This is a genomic window from Cobetia sp. MM1IDA2H-1 (assembly GCF_002916775.2).
Classification (GTDB): Bacteria; Pseudomonadota; Gammaproteobacteria; order Pseudomonadales; family Halomonadaceae; genus Cobetia; species Cobetia marina.
Genome location: NZ_CM133225.1, coordinates 2736106 through 2753771 on the forward strand (window position 1 = coordinate 2736106; position 17666 = coordinate 2753771).

Consider the following 17666-nt stretch of genomic DNA (forward strand, 5'->3'; position numbering starts at 1 on the left):
CCTTCGCGCCGCCCGCACCTTCGCGATATAGTAGCGCTCATCCCGACGGGGCGATGCGTTCGCCCCTATCACGTGTCATTCCGGCGAGCCGCTGCCCTTCACGCAGCAGGCGCCCTTTACCGTCAAGACGAGGCCTCATGTCAGCGCGCAAGATTCTGGTCACCAGTGCCCTGCCCTATGCCAATGGGTCGATCCACCTGGGTCACCTGCTTGAGTACATCCAGACCGACATCTGGGTACGCTTCCAGAAAAGTCGTGGCCACGAATGCCATTACGTGTGCGCCGATGACGCCCACGGTACCGCCATCATGCTGCGTGCCGAGCAGGAAGGCGTCACCGCCGAGCAGCTGATCCAGCGCGTGAGTGACGAGCACCAGGCCGACTTCGCCAAGTTCGGTGTCGACTTCGACAACTACCACTCCACCCACTCGCCGGAGAACCGCGCCCACAGCGAGCGCATCTATCTGGCGCTGCGTGATGCCGGCCATATCGCCACCCGCGATATCGAGCAGATGTTCGATCCGGTCAAGGGTCTGTTCCTCGCCGACCGCTTCATCAAGGGCACCTGCCCGAAGTGCAAGACCGAGGACCAGTACGGCGACAACTGTGAAGCCTGTGGCGCGGCCTACACGCCGGCCGAGCTGATCGATCCGGTCTCGGCCATCTCCGGTGCTACCCCGGAAATGCGCACCTCCACCCACTACTTCTTCAAGCTGCCGAACTTCGCCGAGTTCCTCAAGGAGTGGACCAGGAGCGGCCGCGTGCAGAGCCAGATTTCCAACAAGCTGCAGGAATGGTTCGAGGCGGGTCTGGCCGAGTGGGACATCTCCCGCGATGCACCCTACTTCGGCTTCGAGATTCCCGACGCGCCGGGCAAGTACTTCTACGTGTGGCTAGACGCGCCGATCGGCTATCTGGCCAGCTTCCAGAACCTGTGCGAGAAGCAGGGCATCGACTTCGACAGCTACTGGAAGGCCGATTCCGACGCCGAGGTCTATCACTTCATCGGCAAGGACATCGTCTACTTCCACGCCCTGTTCTGGCCGGCGATGCTGGAAGGTGCCGGCATGCGCACCCCGACCGGCGTCAACTGCCACGGTTTCGTGACCGTGAACGGCGCCAAGATGTCCAAGTCGCGCGGCACCTTCATCAAGGCCGATACCTACGCGCAGTTCCTCAACCCGGAATACCTGCGCTACTACTTCGCCGCCAAGCTGACCTCCGGCGTCGATGACCTCGACCTCAACCTCGAGGACTTCACCGCCCGCGTGAATTCCGACCTGGTCGGCAAGGTGGTCAACATCGCCAGCCGCTGTGCCGGTTTCGTCAAGAAGCTGGGCGACGGCAAGCTGTCCGCCACCTGCGCCGAGCCGGAGCTGGTCGAGCGCTTCATCGCCGCTGGCGAAGGCATCGCGGCGGACTTCGAGGCCCGTGAATTCGCCCGCGCCATGCGCAAGGTGATGGAGCTGGCCGATGAAGCCAACACCTACATCGCCGACAAGGCGCCGTGGGCGATGGCCAAGGAAGACGGCCGCGAGCAGGAAGTGCTCGACGTCTGCTCCGTGGGCATCAACCTGTTCCGCCAGCTGATGGTCTATCTGGCGCCGGTGATTCCGGAGCTGGCCGACAAGGCGCGCGACTTCCTGAACCTCGAGAGCCTGGACTGGGCCAGCCGCGAAAGCGTGCTGACCGATCATGCCATCAACAAGTTCAAGCCACTGCTGACCCGTGTCGAGCCGGAGCGCATCGACAAGATGCTCGAAGCCTCGCGCGAAGTGCTGGTCGAGGAGCAGAAGATCAAGGACGGCACCGCCAAGGCGGAAGCTGCCGCCGCGCCGAGCCCGCTCGACGCCGACCCGATCGCCGAGGAGATCGACTTCGACACCTTCATGAAGACCGACCTGCGCGTGGCGAAGATCGTCAAGGCGGAGCACGTCGAGAAGGCGGCCAAGCTGCTCAAGCTGACATTGGATATCGGCGGCGAGACGCGCACCGTATTCTCCGGCATCAAGTCCGCCTACGCGCCGGAAGCCCTGGAAGGCCGCCTGACCGTGATGGTCGCCAACCTGGCACCGCGCAAGATGCGCTTCGGTGTCTCCGAAGGCATGGTGCTGGCCGCCGGTGATGACGAAGGCATCTACCTGCTGGAGCCGCACACCGGTGCCAAGCCGGGTCAGCGCGTCACTTGATCCGCTGATTCAGCCTCGCTGAAGCCTCTTCAGCACAACGCCCCGCCAGAGAGTCTCTGGCGGGGCGTCGTCGTTCATGCGCCACATCCGGGCGGCGGAACGGCTACTCGTAACGGCGACCGGCATGCTCCAGCCAGCCGCCCACATGGCGACCACCGGGATCATGATGCGTCCAGTGGATCACGCCGCCCTTGTCGGTCCACTCGTATTCCCCGTAGAAGCCGATGCGATCCCCGACCTGAAGACTGTCGATACGCGGCGCGAGATCGATGTTGTGCGCCACCAGAATGGTGGTCCCGCCTGCCACTCGAATCAGGAACTTCTGATGACGACTGCCCTTGAGATCATCCCGGAGCAGGCGTATCACCTCCCCCGTGCCGCGCACCTGCACATCACTCTGCTGCGCGCGGATGGCATCGCGCAGGCGCTGCTCATCCGCGGAGCCGGTGCCCTGCTCCTGCGCGGCCTGCGGAGAGCGGAAGTCGCTCCACAACTGTGTGAGCGAAAGGTTGCCATTGCCCGTCAGCTGGGAAATTCCCGCCAGGATGACCACGATGACAATGACCCACAACGGCCGCCTGCCGCGCGAACCCGATCGACGCATATCCCACTCCTTGTGCAATCCCTTGAGGATGAAGAGACACTGGCAACGCCAGAATCATAAAAAGTAATAAAGGAATTCTTCTTTATTACTTCAAGAACCAAGCAAAACACGAAACAATGGCCGTCTCACACTGGCAACACTGCGCCTTGATTGCCACGCTACAGGCTGTCGGCAGGCAGTATCTTGCGTATAATGCTGCCGCGCTCGACGCTCCTTCCTGACGTGCCGCATCCTGACTGCGCACGACAGCGACGCGCCATGATCTTCTGCTAGCGCAGCGTCATGCCTGTCGACCGTACACCAGAGCGCCTTCGAAACACCCTGACCGAGCGACGCCCCTGATGAGTGAATACCTTCTTATCCTGATCAGCACCATCCTGGTCAACAATTTCGTGCTGGTTCAGTTCCTCGGCCTGTGCCCGTTCATGGGGGTCTCCAACAAGCTGGAGTCGGCGATGGGCATGTCGCTGGCCACCACCTTCGTGCTCACTCTGTCCTCGATGTGCGCCTACCTGACCTACCACTTCATCCTCGCGCCGCTGGGGCTTGAGTACCTGCGCACCATCGCGTTCATCATGGTGATTGCCGTGGTGGTGCAGTTCACCGAGATGGTGGTCAAGAAGACCAGTCCGCTGCTCTACCAGGTGCTAGGCATCTTCCTGCCGCTGATCACCACCAACTGTGCGGTGCTCGGTGTGGCGCTGCTGACCCTGAACCGCAATTCAAGCTTCATGGAAGCCACGCTCTACGGTTTCGGTGCGGCCGTGGGCTTCTCGCTGGTGCTGGTGCTGTTCGCCGCCATGCGTGAGCGCCTGGCCTTCGCCGATGTGCCACGCCCCTTCCAGGGCCCGGCCATCGCGATGATCACCGCCAGCCTGATGTCGCTGGCCTTCCTCGGCTTCTCCGGACTGGTGCAGATCTGACATGCTCGATTTCCTCAACGACCATACGCTGATCTCCGCCATCATCGCGCTGGTGGCCATGGCGATCGTCTTCGGTGGCCTGCTCGGCTTCGCCTCGGTGGCCTTCAAGGTCGAGGGCGACCCCATCGTCGAGCAGATCGACCAGCTGCTGCCGCAGACCCAGTGCGGCCAGTGCGGCTATCCGGGCTGCAAGCCCTATGCCCAAGCCATCGCCGAGGGGGACGAGATCAACAAGTGCCCACCGGGTGGCGAGAGCACCATCGCCTCGCTGGCCGACCTGCTGGGGCGCGAGGCCACGCCGCTGGATGGCGATGCCGACAACACCCCCAAGGTGGCGGTGATTCGCGAAGACGAATGCATCGGCTGCACCAAGTGCATCCAGGCCTGCCCGGTGGACGCCATCCTGGGCGCCGCCAAGCACATGCATACCGTGATCGCCGACGAATGCACCGGCTGCGACCTGTGCGTCGAGCCCTGCCCGGTGGACTGCATCGACATGGTGCCGGTCGCCACCGACGTGCGCAGCTGGCACTGGCCACAGCCGGCCGGCCCGACCCGAGACAATACCCGCTTCAGCGGCAGCCTGATCGTCACTGACGCTGCCCCGCAAGAGCGCGCTACCGCCACCTCTGCAAGGAATGTCGCCTGATGGTTCTGTCGTTGCTCAAGTCCATGGTGACGTCCCGTTCTGCCACGAGCACTGCTGCCCCGCGCGCGACAGGCAGTGACAGCGCTCCCCGCGTATTCGACTTCCACGGCGGCATTCACCCGCCGGAACACAAGGCACTCTCCAATCGCGCCCCGCTGGTGGCCGCCCCGCTGCCCCATGAGGTGGTACTGCCGCTCAGTCAGCATATCGGCGCGCCCGCCCAGCCGCTGGTGGAGATCGGCCAGCGCGTGAAGACCGGTGAGCTGATCGCTCGCGCCCAGGGCATGATCTCCGCGCCGGTGCATGCCAGCATCACCGGCGTGGTCACCGCCATCGAGCCGCGTCAGATCCCTCACGTCTCGGGCCTGGAAGATCTGTGCATCGTGATCGAGCGTGACAGCGAGATCGATGAATGGGCGCGCCTTGAGGCCTGGCGCGACTGGCGCCAGCAGGAAGCCCAGGACCTGATCCAGCGCCTGCAGGATGCCGGCGTGGTCGGCCAGGGCGGCGCGGGCTTCCCCTCGGCGGTGAAGGCGCGCGTGCGTGAGCGCCACGCCATCGACACCCTGATCCTCAACGCGGCGGAGTGCGAGCCTTACATCACCGCCGATGACCTGACCATGCGCACCCACCCGGAAGCGCTGATCGAAGGGCTCGAGATTCTCGCCAGCCTGATCGGCCCCGAGTGCATCCTGATCGGTATCGAGGACAACAAGCCCGAGGCCGTCATCGCGCTGGAGCAGGCGATTCGCGCCCGGCGTGCCGACAAGCGCCTGCCGCCACTGGATTCACGTCTGGAAGTCGTGGTGGTGCCGACCAAGTACCCCTCCGGCGGCGAGAAGCAGCTGATCAAGCTGCTGACGGATCGCGAAGTGCCCAGTCGCGGCCTGCCCGCGGATGTCGGCGTGGTGGTACACAATCCGGGCACCGTACGCGCGGTGCAACGTGCGGTGTGCTTCGGCGAGCCGATGATCTCGCGGGTCGTCACCCTGACCGGCGAGGCCCTGCAGCACCCGCACAACGTCGAGGCCCGCCTGGGCACCGCCATCGGTGACCTGCTGCGCCTGGCTGCTCCTTCTGCGAGCGGCATCGCCCGTCTGGTGATGGGTGGGCCGATGATGGGCTTCACCCTCGAGAGTGACGCCCTGCCGATCATCAAGACCACCAATTGTCTGCTGGCCTCCTCACCTGAGGCGGTGCCGGCCCCTGCTGTCGAGCAACCCTGCATCCGCTGTGGCATGTGCGAGCAGGCATGTCCGGCGGAGCTGCTCCCGCAGCAGCTCTACTGGTTCTCCAAGTCTCGCGAGTTCGACAAGGCCGAGCTCTACAACCTCGCGGACTGCATCGAGTGCGGTGCCTGCTCCTATGTCTGCCCCAGCCAGATTCCGCTGGTGCAGTATTACCGCTTCGCCAAGGGCGAGATACGTACCGCCCAGCACGAGGCGCGCAAGTCAGAGCGCGCCCGTCACCGCTTCGAGTTCAAGCAGGCGCGCATGGCACGCGAGGAAGCCGAGAAGGAAGCCAAGCGCCAACAGCGTGCCCAGGCCGCCCAGAAGGCCGCCGCAGCGCGCGCCGATGCCAGTGCCACCGCAGACACGACGTCGACCTCGGCCTCCACAGCGACCACGGCTGCCCAACCGGCACCGGCCACCGATATCAAAGCCTTCAAGACGGCGCGCGCCGCAGCCAACATCGCCCTCAAGAAGGCCGAGAAGGCGCTCAAGGCGGCTCAGGACAGTGGCGAGAGCAGCGCCAGTGATCTTGCGGCGCTTGAGGCCAACGTGACCGCGGCCAAGGCCAAGCTTGCCAGCGCCGAGAGCGCCCTCAAGGCCGCCAGTGAGGCAAGCGAGTCCGCCGCTGCGGCCCCCGCCTCTGCTGCCACCGGCGCGTCCGCCCCCGCCGCCGCAGCCCCAGCTGCCGCAGCTTCGGCTGGCGACCTCAAGGCGCTCAAGACGGCGCGTGCCGCCGCCAACATCGCCGTCAAGAAGGCCGAGAAGGCCCTCAAGACCGCGCAAGACAGCGGTGAGGGTGACATCGCGGCGCTGGAGGCCAGCGTCACGGACGCCAGGGCCCGACTGGCCAAGGCCGAAGCCGACCTCAAGGCCGCCAGCGAGACCAGCGAGTCAGCTGCCCCTGCGGCGGCAAGCACCTCCACGACAGGCGCCGCTGCCCCGGCAGCCGCAGCGCCGGCTGCCGACCTCAAGGCGCTCAAGACGGCGCGTGCCGCCGCCAACATCGCCGTCAAGAAGGCCGAGAAGGCCCTCAAGACGGCACAGGATAGCGGTGAGGGTGACATCGCGGCGCTGGAGGCCAGCGTGACAGATGCCAGGGCGCGACTTGCCAAGGCCGAAGCCGACCTCAAGGCCGCCAGCGACGCCAGCGAGCCAGCTGCCCCTGCGCCAGCCAGCACTTCCTCGACAGGCGCCGCTGCCCCTGCAGCCGCAGCGCCGGCTGCCGCAGCTTCGGCTGCCGCAGCTTCGGCTGCCGATCTCAAGGCGCTCAAGACGGCGCGTGCGGCCGCCAATATCGCGGTCAAGAAGGCCGAGAAGGCGCTGGCCCGCGCCAGCGAAAGCGGTGAAGGCGATATCGAGGACCTGCAGACCCTGCTGGCCACCGCACAGGAAAACCTGCGCGCCGCCGAGGTTCGCCTGACCAGCGCGCAAGCTGACGGCACTGGCGCGCCGCCTGCCGCCAAGGGCGCGGGTGAATTGATTCCCGAGGCCCCCAAGGCTGCCGCAGGATCGGTGGGACGTGGCAGCATGGCCAGCAACGTGACGCTCTCCCAGGCCGAGATCGAGGCATCGCGCGCCGAGAACCTCGCCAAGCGTCACAAGCAGGTCACCATCGCGGTCAAGGCGGCCGAGGCGGCCCATCGCAAGGCAGAGGCGGCACTGAGCGAGGCGGATGACGAAAGCCGCCAGCGACTGGCCACCAAGGTCGACCGTACGCGCCGCAATCTGGAACACGCCCGCGAGTCGCTGGCCGAGGTACAGGCACTGGTGGACGCGCAATGAGTGACGCGCGTCCCTTCACCGCCCCCTTGGCAGGCCACTGCACCGCACGCCACACGTCATTGTCCATTTATCGCAAGGATCTGAACGCCTCATGAGCCTGATGCACGCAAGCTCCCCCCATGCCCATGGGCCCACCGCCACCTCGCGCGTGATGGCCTGGGTGCTGGCTGCCACGCTGCCGGGCATCGCCGTACTCTGCTGGCACTATGGCTGGGGCGTGCTGTTCAATCTCGTCTTCGCCTGCCTGACCGGCATCGCGCTCGAGGCGCTGTTGCTCAAGCTGCGCGGACGGCCGGTCAGCTTCTTCCTCAAGGACAACTCGGCGCTCGTCACCTGCGTGCTGCTGGCCGTCTCGCTGCCGCCGCTGGCCCCCTGGTGGCTGGTACTGACCGGCGTGGTCGCGGCCATCGTGGTCGCCAAGCAGCTCTACGGCGGCCTGGGCCAGAATCCGTTCAATCCGGCGATGGTCGCCTATGCGCTGCTGCTGATCTCCTTCCCGGTCGAGATGTCGCGCTGGTCGGCCCCCGATGGCTTCACGCTCGGCTTCGCCGACAGCCTCAGGCAGTTCTTCGGCATGATCGCCACGCCGGATGCCCTGACCGGCGCCACACCGCTGGACGCCTTCCGCAACAAGGGCGAGCTTTCCAGCAGCGAGTTCTGGGCCGACCCGAGCCTGCTGCCCGCCGCCAACCTGCTGGCCTGGCAGCAGACCGCCATCGCCTGGGGCCTCGGCGGCCTGGTGCTGCTGGCACGTCGCCTGATCACCTGGCATATCCCGGTGGCGATGCTGGGCAGCCTGAGCGTGATCTCGGGCATCTTCTTCTTGATGGAGGGCGATCAGCATGCAAGCCCGCTATTCCACCTGCTATGCGGCGCGGCGATCTTCGGTGCCTTCTTCATCGCCACCGACCCCGTCACGGCGGCGACCTCCAACAAGGGCAAGCTCTACTACGGCGCGGGTATCGGCGTGCTGATCTATCTGATTCGCACCTTCGGTGCCTATCCGGATGCCATCGCCTTTGCGGTGCTGCTGATGAACTTCAGCGTACCGTTCATCGATTACTACACGCAGCCCCGCAGCTATGGTCACAAGAAGGCCCGTCGCGGCATCAAGCTGGAGGACAAGGCATGAGCCTGACGCCGGATCAGCCCGAACAGCAAGCCCAGGCCGCGCGAGGCCTGAAGCACAACATCGCGCGGGCCGCCTCGGGCCTGGCGGTGTTCGCCATCGTCACCGCCGGCGTAGTGGCCGTCACCCAGATGACCACCGCCGACACCATCGCGGACAACGAGCGTGCCGCCCAGAGCGCCGCGCTTGCCGAGATCATCCCGCCGTCACTGCACGACAATGACCTGCTCGACGATGCCTTCGTCCTGCCGCCCTCCCAGGTGCTGGGACTAGTGAGCGCCGACACCGGCTGGCGCGCCACTCGGGATGGCAAGACCGTCGCGGTGCTGCTGCCGGTGGTCACAGGCAAAGGTTACAGCGGCGATATCCGCCTGCTGGTCGGTATCCGGGCAGATGGCAGCGTGGCCGGCGTGCGCGCCGTCAAGCACGCCGAGACCCCGGGGCTGGGCGACAAGATCGAAGCCCGCAAGTCCGGATGGATCCATGAGTTCGACGACCAGACGCTCAGCTCGGTGGAGTGGAAGGTGCAGAAGGATGGTGGAGACTTCGACCAGTTCACCGGCGCGACCATCACCCCGCGTGCAGTCGTGGGGGCCGTGCGTCAGGCGCTGATCTACTTCATGGCGCATCGCACGGCGCTGCTGGCCGGCGACAGCGAGACGCTGGCCGCGACACGCCGCGCCGCCAAGGCACAGGACACCGCACACGCTCCCTCCGCTGACGGCACGCTTGCGCCATCAGCGACTTCTGAACACGGCGGAGATGAACCTCATGAGTGATATCTCACTTGGCAAGATCAGCCGCGACGGCCTGTGGGACAACAACCCGGCGCTGGTACAGCTGCTGGGCCTGTGTCCGCTGCTGGCCGTCACCGCCAGCGTCGTCAATGCCATCGGCCTGGGACTTGCCACCCTGCTGGTGTTGGTCGGCTCCAACGTGGCGGTATCACTGATCCGCAATCTGGTGCCGTCGGCGGTACGCCTGCCGGCCTTCGTGATGATCATCGCCTCCTTCGTGACCTGCGCTGAGCTGTTGATGAAAGCGTATACCTATGAGCTCTACCAGATTCTGGGCATCTTCATTCCGCTGATCGTCACCAACTGCGCGATTCTCGGGCGTGCCGATGCCTTCGCCGCCAAGCACCCGGTGCTGCCGGCGGCCACCGATGGCCTGATGATGGGGCTGGGCTTCATGGCCGTGCTGGCACTGCTGGGCGGCATGCGCGAGCTGTTCGGTCAGGGCACGCTGTTTGCGGGCATGGAGCTGCTGCTCGGGCCGGTGGCCGCCGACTGGAAGCTGACGCTGTTCCCGGACTACTCCTTCCTGTTCCTGGTGCTGCCGCCCGGCGCCTTCTTCTGCATGGGGCTGATCATCGCGGGCAAGAAGACCATCGATGAGCGCCTCGAGCAGCGCCGCAAGGCAGCAGCCGTGGATGCGCCCAAGGCCTCGCGTCGCGTGCGCGTCACCGGCACGATTTCCTGATACGCGGGCCTGAGCCCCGGGCCTGCCTGCTTTATTCTGTCTGTTTCCCCTGTCTGCTTTTCCCTGTCTGGAGGCCAGCTGTGTTCCTCCAGACAGACACTGACCGAACCTCGCCGACCTGACACCGAGCTGCCATGAACGCCCAGAAACGTCTCGAGATCTTCACCCGCCTGCGCAACGAGAATCCAGAGCCACGCACGGAGCTTGAGTGGTCGACGCCCTTCGAGCTGTTGATCGCGGTCCTGCTCTCGGCGCAGGCCACGGATGTGGGCGTCAACAAGGCCACCGCCAGGCTGTATCCGGTCGCCAATACCCCGGAGAGCATTCTGGCGCTGGGCGTCGAGGGACTGAAGGAGTACATCAAGACGATCGGGCTTTTCAATACCAAGGCCGAGAACGTCATCAAGACCTGCCGCATGCTGATCGAGCAGCATGGAAGTGAGGTGCCGCAGACCCGCGAGGCACTGGAAGCGTTGCCCGGCGTGGGCCGCAAGACCGCCAACGTGGTGCTCAACACCGCCTTCGGTCAGCCGACCATGGCGGTGGACACGCACATCTTCCGCGTCTCCAATCGCACGCGAATCGCGCCGGGCAAGAACGTGCTGGAGGTCGAGCACAAGCTGATGCGCCATGTACCGAAGGAGTTTCTGGTCGACGCCCATCACTGGCTGATCCTGCATGGCCGCTACACCTGCGTGGCACGCAAACCACGCTGCGGCAGCTGCGTGATCGAGGACCTCTGCGAGTACAAGGACAAGGTAGACCTCTAACACATCAGGACACCAGGCGTTATCGGGGGGCTTGACCATGCGTGGCCGGCAGGCGTGAACGTTGACTGAGCGAGGACCCCGCCTCCCTGCCTATTCAACCGAGCGGCAACGTAGACTGGAGGCTATCTCCATCGCCCCGGGAACCCGCCATGGCCGCACCTTCCGATGCCGAGGGACGCCACCCTTCGCATTCAGAAGTCTCCACCGAGACCCTAGCGTCTGACGACGACAGCCTGCATGCACGACTGCAGGCCATGTCGTCACGTCTCGAGGCGCTGCAAGCCGAGAACCATCTGCTGCGCACGCTGGTCGATACCCATCCCGACATCCTGTTCATCAAGGATGCCAAGGGGCTGTTTCGCTTCGCCAATCGCACCCTGACCGACTTCTACGGCACCACGCTCGAAGACATCATCGGACGCGACGACAGTCATTACACCGGCAATACCGAGCAGAGCCGCTTCTTCCGCCGCAGCGTGGAGCAGGTGCTCAGCAAGTTCGAGCGTGAGCAGGTCTTCGAGGATGCCACCGACGGCACCACCGGCGAGATCAATCATTTCCGCTCCATCAAGCAGCCCTTCCATGACATTCATGGCAAGCCGCTGGTCGCCGTGCTGGCGCACAACATCACCGCGGAAGTCCGTGAGCATGAGCGCAAGAGCCGTCATATCGATCATATCTATGACACCTCGCTGGAAGGCTTCTGGGACTGGAACATCACCAACAGCTCCGTGACGCACAATCGGCGCTGGTCCGAGATCCTGAACGTCCCCCACGACGAGCTGCACAACAGCCTCGAGGAATTCGCCAGCCTGCTGCATCCCGAGGACACGCCGGACGTCATGGTCGCCATCCAGGACTGCCTGGAAGGCGGGACACCCTACTACCATCGCCATCGCATGCTGACACGGGACGGGAATGTCGTCTGGGTCATCGACAAGGGGGACGTGATCGAGCGTGATCACGACGGCACTCCCCTGCGCATGATCGGTTCCATCACCGACATCACGCGCATCGTCGAATCAGAAGCCCTGCTGCATCAGCACAGTCGCTTCGACCCTCTCACCAAGCTGGCCAATCGCGCCACGCTGATTGATGCGCTGCAGCAGGCGATCATCATCACGGACGCCAGAGACACTCACGGGGCGCTCATCTTCATCGACCTGGATCACTTCAAGAAGATCAATGACCTGCTGGGGCATACCACCGGCGACCATCTGTTGATCGAAGTGGCCCACCGTCTGACCGGCCAGGTGCGAGAGACGGATCTTGTCGCGCGCTTTGGCGGAGACGAGTTCGTCATCCTGGTACAGCCCTTGAGCCATGACCCGCAGGCAGCCTGTCGTGAACTGGATGAGCTGATGGAACGTCTGCAGCAGGCGCTCAACCAGCCCTATACGCTCTCCGACCCGCAGTCGCAGCCACTGGATCATCACAGCTCGGCCAGTCTGGGCAGCATCATGTTCCATGATCGCGCCCTGAGTGCGGAGGAGCTCATCCGCCGCGCCGATATCGCGATGTATCGCGCCAAGGAAGCCGGACGCAACCAGACCGTGCGCTTCGACCCCAGCATGCGCGTGGAGCTTGAGCGGGCCGTGCAGCTGGAAAATGACCTGCGTCGCGCCATCGAGCACGAAGAGCTTTACATGGAGCTTCAGCCGCAATTCGACAGAGGGCTCAAGCTGGTCGGCGCCGAATGCCTGTTGCGCTGGCGACATCCTCGGTTCGGCAACATCTCCCCCTATGAATTCATCCCGCTGGCCGAGAAGAGCCAGCTGATCGACAGCCTCGGCGACTGGGTATTGGAACAGGCGTGCAGGCTGCTGGCGGGCTGGCAGAACGGCACCGGTTTCGCCGAGCTCTATCTATCTGTCAACGTCAGCGTCAAACAGCTGGAATCACCGCACTACGTCAGCAATGTCGCCAGAACGCTCGGCCAGCACACCCTCTCCCCTGAATACCTGCAACTGGAACTGACCGAGAATGTCTTCGCGACCGACATGCCAGCCACGGTGGCACGCATGCATGAATTGCGCTCGCTGGGACTGCGGCTGTCACTGGATGATTTCGGCACCGGCTTCTCCTCGCTGACCTACATCAAGCACCTGCCCTTCGATGAACTCAAGGTGGATCGCAGCTTCGTCAATGATCTCGAGAACGACGAGATGAACCGCCGGATGGTGAACTTCATGGTGCAGCTGGGGCATGAACTGGGCATGTGCGTGGTGGCGGAAGGCGTTGAGACCTCCAGACAGCGAGAGCTGCTGCTGGAGATGGGCTGCGACGCCCTGCAGGGCTACCTGATGGACAAGCCCATGGGAATCGACGATTTCACCGCCAGGTACCTGGACACCTGATGCTGCAAGAGTGGGAGTGGGACTTGGAGTGAGAGTGAGAGTGAGAGTGAGCGGGTGAGTGAGGAGTGACGCTCGGGCCCACATGACGCAGTGCAACAGCACGACAGCGTCCACGCCGCATTCATGGCACACTGTGGCCTCTTTTCTGTCCGGGTACCGTGCGCAATGGAAGACTTCTTCAACTGGATCGGCACTCAGCTTGGCGCCGCCATCCGCTTCATCGTGGAGGGCCTGAGCGGCTTCTTCGCCAATTTCGACGACGCCCTCAAGGGCTTCTTCAGTGGTCTGGCCGGTGAGCTGGGCATGAGCACCTCCCTGTTCAGTCTGCTGGGCCTGGTGTTCGGGCTGTATCTGCTGTTCAAGGGCGTCACGTCACTGCTCAGAGGTTCGATCATCGGCGGCATCCTGCTGGTGTTCCTCGGACTGACCTTCCTGGGCTGGATGATCGCCTGATCGTGCCATCTCATCGGCCACAAAAAATCCCGCCAGTCCAAGACTGGCGGGATTTTTTCGTTCTCGACCGAGAGAAGGCGTCCGACGCAAACGCGTCCCCTCAGCCTTCCAGCAACAGCAGGATCGACAGCGCGAACAGCACCCACATGGTCGGGCGAATCTCCCGCGCCTTGCCGACCCCCAGCTTGATGATCACGAAGCTCAGGAAGCCGAACACGATCCCGTGGGTGATGGAGTAGGTCAGCGGGATCATCACCATGGCGATGAAAGCCGGAATCGCATCATCGAACTGGTGCCAGTGAATCTTGCGAATCGGCTCCATCATGAACACGCCGACCAGAATCAGCGCCGGCGCGGTGGCGATGGCAGGCACCAGCGACAGCAACGGCGCCAGGAACAGGAACGGCAGGAAGCACAGTGCCACGACCACGGCGACGAGACCGGTGCGCCCACCCTGGCTGATACCGGCCGCCGATTCGATATAGGCGTTGGCAGGGCTGGTGCCCAGCGGTGCAGAGACCAGCGCCGAGAAGGCATCGACCATCATCGAGCGACGGATGTTGCGCGGGTCACCATTCTCATCCTTCAGATTGCCCGCCTCAGCGACCGCCATGAAGGTGGACAGGGCATCGAAGAACACCGTGAACAGGATGACGAAGATGAAGGGCACGTAGGCGATCTTCAGCGAGCCCATGAAATCCAGTGCCAGCAGGCCGCTGAAATCAGGTGCCGCGAAGATGCCGGTGAAGTTGACCAGCGTCGGCTGCGCGATCTCGGGCGGGAAGTAGGCAGTCCCGTCCCCCCACAGACGGCCGATGGTGGCCGCCATCAGGGTGGTCGCCACGATGCCGATGATCAAGGCGCCATGGATACGTCTGGCGACCAGAACCGCCGTCAGCGCCAGCCCGATCATGAAGATCACCAGCGAGGGCGTCATGGGGGCGACACTGACCACGGTGACGGGGTTGGACACGATCAGCTTGGCATTCACCAGCCCGATCAGGGTGATGAACAGGCCGATACCGCAGGCAATCGCATAGCGCAGCTGAGCGGGAATCGCATCGATGACCAGACGTCGCACGTTGAACAGCGCCAGGATGGCGAAGATGACACCCGCCCAGAAGACGCACCCCAGCGCGACCTCCCAGCGCATGCCGGTCCCCAGCACCATGGTGTAGGCGAACAGGGCATTGATGCCCATCCCCGGTGCCACCAGGATCGGATTGCGGGCGTACAGTCCCATCATCAGGCTGCCGAAGAAGCTGACCAGCACGGTGGCGGTCAGTGCGGCACTGAACGGCATGCCCGTAGCGGACAGAATGCCGGGATTGACCACGATGATGTACATCGAAGCCAGGAAGGTGGCAATGCCTGCCAGCACTTCCGTGCGCGTCGTGGTGCCTTCGGCGCGAAGTGAAAAGAGGCGCTCGAACAAGGTGAGACTCCCGTGGACTAGGTCGCGATTGGTTGGAGACAAGACGGATTTCACTGCAGGCGTTTCAGAGGCTGTGTGCTTTGCAGGACACTGCCGGATGTGGCGATTCGTCCCTGACAGGCAGGGACAGACGCCGCAGCGCAAGGCACTGATGCGCCAGAGCATGGCACCAGCGCAAGGCACTGCGAATGACGCACCGTCTCCGTGCATGACGCTGTGAATGACGACCAGCGCTCGCCACCACTTGCGCGTCACATTCTTCGCCCGGCATGTGACGGGCAGCATTATAGACGCAAAGTCAGCACGAATTGAGCGTTTCTCGCCAGAACCGCTGCAGCGGCGCATGGCGGTGCCTGCCATCTCCCGCCTGGCGTCCGCCATCTGCCCCGCAAGCCGCGACTTGACGCCACTGGCCGCCGGCATGCCATGATGCTCACAAGGATCATCCCCATCGATGAAGCAAGGACCACGCCATGTCACCCTCCTCTTCCCAGTCAACGTCTTGCGACCCGACGGCCTCCGCCTCGTTCAGCTCTGAGCAGAACCTGCTGCCCTTGATCGTCGAGCCTGCGCAGCTGCTGCCGCTGCTTGACCACCCGGACATCGTGATCGTCGATGTTCCGCTCAAGGCCGAGAGTCATGCCAGTCATGTGCCCGGCGCACGCCTGCTCGACTTCAAGCGCCTGGTCGGCAGCAACGAGGACGAGATCCCCGGCGTGCCGAGCCCACAGGCGCTGTCCGACATCATGTCCGAGCTGGGCATCACGCGGGACAGCCATGTCGTCGCCTATGACGACGAAGGCGGTGGCTGGGCAGGTCGTCTGCTGTGGACCCTCGCGCTGCTGGGCCACACGCGCTTCAGTTATCTCAACGGCGGTCTGCATGCCTGGCAGGGTGAAGGACTTGCCCTGAGTGAGGCTGCCAGCGAATGGCAGGCCAGCGAATATCACGCCGCCTATGTCGATACCAGCGTGATGGCGACCCGCGAGGACATTCTCGAGCGCCTGTCCGCCGAGGCCCCCGAGGAGAAGGTCGTGGTGTGGGATGCCCGTTCACTGGAGGAGTATCGCGGAGAAAAAGGCCAGAACGCGCGTCTTGGCCATATCCCCGGCGCCGTGCACTTCGAGTGGACCGAGGCCATGGACCGCGAGCGCGACCTGCGCATTCGTGACTATGCCGAGTTGATCACCGAGCTGGGCGCGCGGGGCATCAGTCCCGAGCAGCATGTGGTGACGCACTGCCAGAGCCACCACCGCTCAGGCCTGACCTGGCTGGTGGGGCGTGCACTGGGGTTCGAGGACATTCGCGCCTATCCCGGTTCCTGGAAGGAATGGGGCAATCGCGAGGACACGCCGATAGAACGCTGAGCGGCCGGAGGGGGCTCGCTGCTGCCCCTGCCTGCCCCCGCGCTTGAGCGGCCAATGACGATGGGCTAAGGTGCTGCCAGCCTGCTGGCCGCCATCTCGTTGGTCAGCGCCCGCCCTTCGGGGCGGGCTTCTCTTTTCTGCAAGGATCAACATCGTGGATCGTGCCAAGCTGTTCTCTCTGAGCCAATACCCGTTACCCCAGCACCTGATCTCACGCCTCATCGGGCGCATCGCCGCCTGCGAGAACCCGTGGGTCAAGAACACCTTCATCGAACGTTTCATCAAGGCCTACGACGTCAACATGAACGAGGCGCTCGAGGAGAATCCGCGCGCCTACGCCTGCTTCAACGACTTCTTCACCCGCGCCCTCAAGCAAGAGGCCCGCCCCATCGAGGAAGGACTAGTCTCGCCTGCCGATGGTGTGCTGTCGCAGTTCGGGGCCATCAGCCACGGCACCCTGGTGCAGGCCAAGGGTCAGGCCTTCTCGCTGACCCAGCTGCTGGGTGGCAGCGAGGAGCGTGCCGCCCCCTTCCGCAACGGCCGCTTCGCTACCGTCTATCTGTCACCGAAGGACTATCACCGCGTCCACATGCCCCTGGCGGGCCGCCTGGTGGAGATGGCCTACGTGCCGGGACGCCTGTTCTCGGTCAATGAAGCCACCGCCACGCATGTGCCGGGCCTCTTCGCCCGCAATGAGCGCCTGGTCTGCATCTTCGAGACCGAACACGGCCCGATGGCCATGGTGCTGGTCGGCGCGATGATCGTCGCGGCGATCAAGACCGTGTGGAGCGGCCAGGTCACGCCACTGTCCGGCGATGTCGAGACGACCCGCTTCGATCAACTCATCGAGCTGGCACGGGGCGCCGAGATGGGTCGCTTCCAGCTCGGCTCCACCGTGGTGATGTGCTTCCCGGACAGCGTCGAGTTCGATGACACCCTGATGCCGGGCCAGAAGGTCAGCATGGGGCAGTCACTCGGCATGCGGCCAGCCTCCTGCGAGTCGCAGGTCGTTGACGAGTCGGCCCTCGGCAATGAGGAAACCTTCGCGCCAGACAGCGAATGACAGGCAGGAGCGCTGCCGAAGGCAATGGATGACACATAAAAAAGGGAAGCCGCCAGGCTTCCCTTTTCAACTGAGGCACCAGTATCAACCGGCCCCCTCTGGCATCCTTGCACGTCAGCATCTCGCCAACGTGCCTGGACATGCCTGTTCGTCCAACTGCGAGTCTTCCTCCCTGAATGGCGTAGTTCTCTTGAGGCTCTACTGCCGGAATCTCTCATGAGCGGCTCCGAG

At 64.2% G+C, this 17666-nt stretch carries 14 protein-coding genes; 12 read left to right on the forward strand and 2 right to left on the reverse strand.

Annotated elements, in window-relative coordinates; genetic code table 11:
• Positions 1-137: 137 nt before the first annotated feature.
• Positions 138-2189: a methionine--tRNA ligase gene (metG, locus tag BOH68_RS11565; RefSeq protein WP_077374190.1), complete on the forward strand. Its 2052-nt coding sequence runs from the start codon at positions 138-140 to the stop codon at positions 2187-2189.
• 103 nt (positions 2190-2292) lie between these two features.
• Here metG and BOH68_RS11570 read toward each other — a convergent pair whose 3' ends face one another.
• Positions 2293-2793 carry a DUF3465 domain-containing protein gene (locus BOH68_RS11570; protein ID WP_077374193.1) on the reverse strand — a complete coding sequence of 167 codons (501 nt, stop codon included), beginning with the start codon at positions 2791-2793 and terminating at the stop codon, positions 2293-2295.
• A gap of 341 nt (positions 2794-3134) precedes the next feature.
• On the opposite strand from BOH68_RS11570, the gene rsxA reads away from it, so the two are divergent.
• The 9 genes from rsxA to BOH68_RS11615 all read left to right on the forward strand — a co-directional run bounded on the left by rsxA (position 3135) and on the right by BOH68_RS11615 (position 13570).
• Positions 3135-3716 (forward strand): electron transport complex subunit RsxA, encoded by a 582-nt coding sequence (gene rsxA, locus BOH68_RS11575; RefSeq protein ID WP_077374196.1) that lies wholly within the window; start codon positions 3135-3137, stop codon positions 3714-3716.
• A gap of 1 nt (position 3717) precedes the next feature.
• Positions 3718-4365, forward strand: a complete 648-nt coding sequence (rsxB, locus tag BOH68_RS11580) for an electron transport complex subunit RsxB (RefSeq protein ID WP_077374199.1) — start codon at positions 3718-3720, stop codon at positions 4363-4365.
• The gene (gene rsxC / locus BOH68_RS11585) at positions 4365-7379 is read left to right on the forward strand and encodes an electron transport complex subunit RsxC (protein ID WP_103751399.1); all 3015 of its coding nucleotides are present in this window, start codon (positions 4365-4367) and stop codon (positions 7377-7379) included. Before rsxB ends, rsxC begins: the two co-directional genes overlap by 1 nt.
• A gap of 91 nt (positions 7380-7470) precedes the next feature.
• Positions 7471-8511, forward strand: coding sequence for an electron transport complex subunit RsxD (gene rsxD, locus BOH68_RS11590; RefSeq protein ID WP_077374202.1), 1041 nt, complete (start codon positions 7471-7473; stop codon positions 8509-8511).
• Positions 8508-9287, forward strand: a complete 780-nt coding sequence (gene rsxG, locus BOH68_RS11595) for an electron transport complex subunit RsxG (RefSeq protein ID WP_077374205.1) — start codon at positions 8508-8510, stop codon at positions 9285-9287. The genes rsxD and rsxG overlap by 4 nt, the downstream gene beginning before the upstream one ends.
• Positions 9280-9990, forward strand: coding sequence for an electron transport complex subunit E (locus BOH68_RS11600; protein ID WP_077374209.1), 711 nt, complete (start codon positions 9280-9282; stop codon positions 9988-9990). Before rsxG ends, BOH68_RS11600 begins: the two co-directional genes overlap by 8 nt.
• Positions 9991-10124: 134 nt before the next feature.
• On the forward strand, positions 10125-10760 hold the full coding sequence (gene nth, locus BOH68_RS11605) for an endonuclease III (protein WP_077374212.1): 636 nt from the start codon (positions 10125-10127) through the stop codon (positions 10758-10760).
• Between the two features lie 149 nt (positions 10761-10909).
• Positions 10910-13117, forward strand: a complete 2208-nt coding sequence (locus BOH68_RS11610) for an EAL domain-containing protein (protein ID WP_077374215.1) — start codon at positions 10910-10912, stop codon at positions 13115-13117.
• A gap of 165 nt (positions 13118-13282) precedes the next feature.
• Positions 13283-13570, forward strand: coding sequence for a hypothetical protein (locus BOH68_RS11615; RefSeq protein WP_077374218.1), 288 nt, complete (start codon positions 13283-13285; stop codon positions 13568-13570).
• Positions 13571-13670: 100 nt separating this feature from the next.
• Here the strand turns inward: BOH68_RS11615 and BOH68_RS11620 are convergent, their stop codons facing one another.
• Positions 13671-15005: an NCS2 family permease gene (locus BOH68_RS11620; protein ID WP_084208211.1), complete on the reverse strand. Its 1335-nt coding sequence runs from the start codon at positions 15003-15005 to the stop codon at positions 13671-13673.
• A gap of 473 nt (positions 15006-15478) precedes the next feature.
• Here BOH68_RS11620 and BOH68_RS11625 point away from each other — a divergent pair, with 473 nt between their 5' ends.
• Together BOH68_RS11625 and asd are read left to right on the forward strand one after the other, a co-directional pair.
• Positions 15479-16372 carry a sulfurtransferase gene (locus tag BOH68_RS11625; protein ID WP_077374227.1) on the forward strand — a complete coding sequence of 298 codons (894 nt, stop codon included), beginning with the start codon at positions 15479-15481 and terminating at the stop codon, positions 16370-16372.
• Positions 16373-16526: 154 nt separating this feature from the next.
• Positions 16527-17435 (forward strand): archaetidylserine decarboxylase, encoded by a 909-nt coding sequence (gene asd, locus BOH68_RS11630; RefSeq protein ID WP_077374230.1) that lies wholly within the window; start codon positions 16527-16529, stop codon positions 17433-17435.
• The last annotated feature ends 231 nt before the right edge of the window (positions 17436-17666 follow it).

Bases quoted from the DNA above. Each gene is read 5' to 3' on its own strand.
- metG (WP_077374190.1), top strand. From the start codon at position 138: ATGTCAGCGCGCAAGATTCTGGTCACCAGTGCCCTGCCCTATGCCAAT.
- BOH68_RS11570 (WP_077374193.1), bottom strand. From the start codon at position 2,793: ATGCGTCGATCGGGTTCGCGCGGCAGGCGGCCGTTGTGGGTCATTGTC.
- rsxA (WP_077374196.1), top strand. From the start codon at position 3,135: ATGAGTGAATACCTTCTTATCCTGATCAGCACCATCCTGGTCAACAAT.
- rsxB (WP_077374199.1), top strand. From the start codon at position 3,718: ATGCTCGATTTCCTCAACGACCATACGCTGATCTCCGCCATCATCGCG.
- rsxC (WP_103751399.1), top strand. From the start codon at position 4,365: ATGGTTCTGTCGTTGCTCAAGTCCATGGTGACGTCCCGTTCTGCCACG.
- rsxD (WP_077374202.1), top strand. From the start codon at position 7,471: ATGAGCCTGATGCACGCAAGCTCCCCCCATGCCCATGGGCCCACCGCC.
- rsxG (WP_077374205.1), top strand. From the start codon at position 8,508: ATGAGCCTGACGCCGGATCAGCCCGAACAGCAAGCCCAGGCCGCGCGA.
- BOH68_RS11600 (WP_077374209.1), top strand. From the start codon at position 9,280: ATGAGTGATATCTCACTTGGCAAGATCAGCCGCGACGGCCTGTGGGAC.
- nth (WP_077374212.1), top strand. From the start codon at position 10,125: ATGAACGCCCAGAAACGTCTCGAGATCTTCACCCGCCTGCGCAACGAG.
- BOH68_RS11610 (WP_077374215.1), top strand. From the start codon at position 10,910: ATGGCCGCACCTTCCGATGCCGAGGGACGCCACCCTTCGCATTCAGAA.
- BOH68_RS11615 (WP_077374218.1), top strand. From the start codon at position 13,283: ATGGAAGACTTCTTCAACTGGATCGGCACTCAGCTTGGCGCCGCCATC.
- BOH68_RS11625 (WP_077374227.1), top strand. From the start codon at position 15,479: ATGTCACCCTCCTCTTCCCAGTCAACGTCTTGCGACCCGACGGCCTCC.